Source organism: Facilibium subflavum (genome assembly GCF_003574485.1).
Taxonomy (GTDB): domain Bacteria; phylum Pseudomonadota; class Gammaproteobacteria; order Francisellales; family Francisellaceae; genus Facilibium; species Facilibium subflavum.
Genome location: NZ_QLIT01000111.1, coordinates 1 through 5,097, shown reverse-complemented (window position 1 = coordinate 5,097; position 5,097 = coordinate 1). Strand labels below are relative to the sequence as shown.

The window sequence follows — 5,097 nt, the reverse complement described above, 5'->3', positions numbered from 1 at the left end:
GGATTTGGCGGTGACCTACTTTCACATAGCGAATGCTATACTATCATCGGCGTGACTTAGTTTCACTTCTAAGTTCGGCATGGAGTTAGGTGGTACCTAAGCACTATTACCGCCAAAAGTTGTCGCTTAAAAAAGCTTTATCAATTTATCATAGAGTAATAACCAAGTCTCTCGGGCAATTAGTACTGGTTAGCTTCATACATTGCTGCACTTCCACATCCAGCCTATCTACGTCGTCGTCTTCAACAACCCTTACAGGGGATAAATCCCAGGGAGATCTCATCTTGAGGCTGGCTTCCCGCTTAGATGCTTTCAGCGGTTATCCATTCCGAACATAGCTACTGGGCAATGCAACGGGCGTTACAACCCAAACACCAGCGGTTCGTTCATCCCGGTCCTCTCGTACTAGGGACAAATCCTCTCAAATCTCCTACGCCCACGGCAGATAGGGACCGAACTGTCTCACGACGTTCTAAACCCAGCTCGCGTACCACTTTAAATGGCGAACAGCCATACCCTTGGGACCTGCTTCAGCCCCAGGATGTGATGAGCCGACATCGAGGTGCCAAACTCCTCCGTCGATATGAACTCTTGGGAGGAATCAGCCTGTTATCCCCGGAGTACCTTTTATCCGTTGAGCGATGGCCCTTCCATTCAGAACCACCGGATCACTAAGACCTACTTTCGTACCTGCTCGAGCCGTCACTCTCGCAGTTAAGCGCACTTTTGCCTTTATACTCTTGGTGCGATTTCCGACCGCACCGAGTGCACCTTCGTACTCCTCCGTTACTCTTTGGGAGGAGACCGCCCCAGTCAAACTACCCACCATACACTGTCCTCGATTTAAAACCTGAGTTAGAACTCCAAACATATCAGGGTGGTATTTCAAGGTCGACTCCAATAAAACTAGCGTCTCATCTTCATAGTCTCCCACCTATCCTACACAAATATCTTCAAAGTCCAGTGCAAAGCTATAGTAAAGGTTCACGGGGTCTTTCCGTCTAACCGCGGGTACGCAGCATCTTCACTGCGATTTCAATTTCACTGAGTCCCAGATGGAGACAGTGTGGCCATCGTTACGCCATTCGTGCAGGTCGGAACTTACCCGACAAGGAATTTCGCTACCTTAGGACCGTTATAGTTACGGCCGCCGTTTACCGGGGCTTCGATCCAGCGCTCTCACACCTTCAATTAACCTTCCGGCACCGGGCAGGCGTCACACCCTATACTTCCTCTTTCAAGTTCGCAGAGTGCTGTGTTTTTAGTAAACAGTCGCAGCCACCTGGTTTCTGCAACCTGCTTCAGCTCCATCCGTTAAGAACTTCACCTAACGCAGGCACACCTTCTCCCGAAGTTACGGTGTCATTTTGCCTAGTTCCTTCACCTGGGTTCTCTCATCGCCTTGGTATTCTCTACCTGTCCACCTGTGTCGGTTTACAGTACGGTCATTTAAACCCTAACCTTAGAAGTTTTTCCTGGAAGTACAGCATCAATCTCTTCGTCATATAAATATAACTTCGCATCACGCCTTGGATCATCATGTATCCGGATTTGCCTAAATACACTACCTACACGCTTCCACCTGGACGACCATCCGCCAGGCAGACCTAGCTCTCTCCGTCTCTCCTTCGAAAGTTTAAATGGTACGGGAATATTAACCCGTTTCCCATCGACTACGCTCTTCAGCTTCGCCTTAGGGGCCGACTTACCCTACGTTGATTAACATTGCGTAGGAAACCTTGGACTTCCGGCCAATAAGAATCTCACTTATTTATCGTTACTCATGTCAGCATTCGCACTTCTGATACCTCCAGCAAACTTCTCAGTTCACCTTCATCAGCTTACAGAACGCTCCCCTACCATGGTGATTAATCACCATCCGCAGCTTCGGTGTATCGCTTAGCCCCGTTAAATCTTACGTGCAGGCCGACTCGACCAGTGAGCTATTACGCTTTCTTTAAAGGATGGCTGCTTCTAAGCCAACCTCCTGGCTGTCTGGGCCTTCCCACTTCGTTTCCCACTTAGCGATAACTTTGGGACCTTAGCTGGCGGTCTGGGCTGTTTCCCTCTCCACTACGGACCTTAGCACCCGCAGTGTGTCTCCTGTGATAAAACTTCGTCGTATTCTGAGTTTGCATCGAGTCAGTAAGGTCGCAAAACCCCCATCGCCGAAACAGTGCTTTACCCCAACGAGTCAATTCACAAGGCACTACCTAAATAGTTTTCGGGGAGAACCAGCTATCTCCGTGCTTGATTAGCCTTTCACTCCGATCCACAGCTCATCCCATAATTTTGCAACATTACCGGGTTCGGTCCTCCAGTTGGTGTTACCCAACCTTCAACCTGGCCATGGATAGATCGCGCCGGTTTCGGGTCTACTCGCAGCGACTATGCGCGCTATTAACACTCGGTCTCCCTACGGATCCCTTATTCAGTTATCCTCGCCACTACAAGTAACTCGCTGACCCATTATACAAAAGGTACGCAGTCACATATCTACATATGCTCCCACTGCTTGTACGCAGACGGTTTCAGGTTCTATTTCACTCCCTTTAACAGGGTTCTTTTCGCCTTTCCCTCACGGTACTGGTTCACTATCGGTCAGTCAGGAGTATTTAGCCTTGGAGGATGGTCCCCCCATCTTCAAGCAGAATTCCACGTGCTCCGCCCTACTTGCTCGCATACCTAGTTCCACATAAATACTTTCGTGTACAGGACTATCACCTTCTATGGTCAAGCTTCCCAGCTTACTCCACTAATATCTATGCTAATATTATGCCAGGCTATTCCCCCTTCGCTCGCCGCTACTAAGGGAATCTCGGTTGATTTCTTCTCCTATGGGTACTTAGATGTTTCAGTTCCCCACGTTCGCTTCGTAATAATACGATGACCACCTAAGTGGCCGGGTTCCCCCATTCGGACATCTCCGGATCAATGCTCATTTGCCAACTCCCCGAAGCTTCTCGCAGGCTATCACGTCCTTCTTCGCCTCTGACTGCCAAGGCATCCACCGTCTGCGCTTATTCCCTTGGTCATTACTCTATAATAAATTGTTAAAGATCTCTTAAATTCCTTTGGTGGAGCCAAGCGGGATCGAACCGCTGACCTCCTGCGTGCAAAGCAGGCGCTCTCCCAGCTGAGCTATGGCCCCTAAAATGGTGGGTCTGAGTAGACTTGAACTACCGACCTCACCCTTATCAGGGGTGCGCTCTAACCAGCTGAGCTACAGACCCATTCTACATCATCAAAAAAAAGTATATGTAAACACTCAAACACTTCAAGATCTTTCTCTATAGTCTTTCGTGCTTTCGCACCCTTTAAGGAGGTGATCCAGCCGCAGGTTCCCCTACGGCTACCTTGTTACGACTTCACCCCAGTCATGAATCACTCCGTGGTAAACGCCCCCCTTGCGGTTAAGCTATCTACTTCTGGAGCAACCCACTCCCATGGTGTGACGGGCGGTGTGTACAAGACCCGGGAACGTATTCACCGCGACATGCTGATTCGCGATTACTAGCGATTCCGACTTCATGCACTCGAGTTGCAGAGTACAATCCGGACTAAGAGTGCCTTTCAAAGTTTCGCTCCACCTCGCGGCTTCGCTGCCCTCTGTAACACCCATTGTAGCACGTGTGTAGCCCTACCCGTAAGGGCCATGATGACTTGACGTCGTCCCCACCTTCCTCCGCCTTATCAGCGGCAGTCTCTCTAGAGTGCCCATCTTTACATGCTGGCAACTAAAAATAAGGGTTGCGCTCGTTGCGGGACTTAACCCAACATTTCACAACACGAGCTGACGACAGCCATGCAGCACCTGTCTCTAAGTTCCCGAAGGCACCAAACCATCTCTGGTTCGTTCTTAGGATGTCAAGGGTAGGTAAGGTTCTTCGCGTTGCATCGAATTAAACCACATGCTCCACCGCTTGTGCGGGTCCCCGTCAATTCCTTTGAGTTTTAACCTTGCGGCCGTAGTCCCCAGGCGGAGTACTTATCGCGTTAGCTGCGCCACTAAAGCCTTTACACCGACTCCAACAGCTAGTACTCATCGTTTACAGCGTGGACTACCAGGGTATCTAATCCTGTTTGCTACCCACGCTTTCGTCCCTCAGTGTCAGTTTAACCCCAGATTGTTGCCTTCGCCATCGATGTTCTTCCCGATCTCTACGCATTTCACCGCTACACCGGAAATTCCCCAATCCTCTAGTAAACTCTAGTTAAACAGTATCGTATGCACCTCCCAGGTTAAGCCCAGGTATTTCACATCCGACTTACTCAACCACCTACGAACCCTTTACGCCCAGTAATTCCGATTAACGCTCGCACCCTCCGTATTACCGCGGCTGCTGGCACGGAGTTAGCCGGTGCTTATTCTTCACCTAACGTCAATTCACCCAGCTCTTAACCAAATGAATTTCCTCAGTGACTAAAGTGCTTTACAACCCTAAGGCCTTCTTCACACACGTGGCATTGCTGGATCAGGGTTGCCCCCATTGTCCAATATTCCCCACTGCTGCCTCCCGTAGGAGTCTGGGCCGTGTCTCAGTCCCAGTGTGGCTGATCTTCCTCTCAGAACAGCTATGGATCGTCGCCTTGGTCAGCCTTTACCCAACCAACTAGCTAATCCAACGCAGGCTCATCGTATAGCGGCAGCTAAAAGCCACCCTTCATCCTAAGATAATATGCGGTATTAGCAGTCGTTTCCAACTGTTGTCCCCCTCTATACGGCAGATTCCTACGCGTTACTCACCCGTCCGCCACTCGCCATCAGTAGTGCAAGCACTACCATGCTGCCGTCCGACTTGCATGTGTTAAGCATGCCACCAGCGTTCAATCTGAGCCAGGATCAAACTCTTCAGTTTATATCCTAAGTCATCAATATCTAATCATAAAACCAAATACCAATAACTCGCAATTATTCTCTCAAAGTGTTCAAGTATCTACATATTCTACACCTGTATGTTTTTTTTTATCAATCGTAAATTTGATATGATAAGGTGTTAGTGGCTGCTCACTAATACGATAAGTTTTAGAGGATTTTTCTAAATGACTTAACAAAACTTGAAAATGTTGGCTCGATTGACTGGCCTGGGAGGCTTT

The 5,097-nt window shown here is 49.1% G+C and carries 2 tRNA genes and 3 rRNA genes; all 5 read right to left on the bottom strand.

Features of this window, described 5'->3' with window-relative positions:
• Window positions 1-2 precede the first annotated feature (2 nt).
• Window positions 3-117: ribosomal RNA gene (gene rrf / locus DNK84_RS07280) — 5S ribosomal RNA — on the bottom strand.
• Between the two features lie 41 nt (window positions 118-158).
• Window positions 159-3,034 (bottom strand): 23S ribosomal RNA (locus tag DNK84_RS07275).
• A gap of 41 nt (window positions 3,035-3,075) precedes the next feature.
• Window positions 3,076-3,151 (bottom strand) — tRNA-Ala (locus DNK84_RS07270).
• Window positions 3,152-3,156: 5 nt separating this feature from the next.
• Window positions 3,157-3,233 (bottom strand) — tRNA-Ile (locus DNK84_RS07265).
• Between the two features lie 85 nt (window positions 3,234-3,318).
• Window positions 3,319-4,859, bottom strand: a 16S ribosomal RNA gene (locus DNK84_RS07260).
• Together the 16S, 23S and 5S rRNA genes with 2 tRNA genes alongside form the textbook arrangement of a ribosomal RNA operon.
• Window positions 4,860-5,097: the final 238 nt, after the last annotated feature.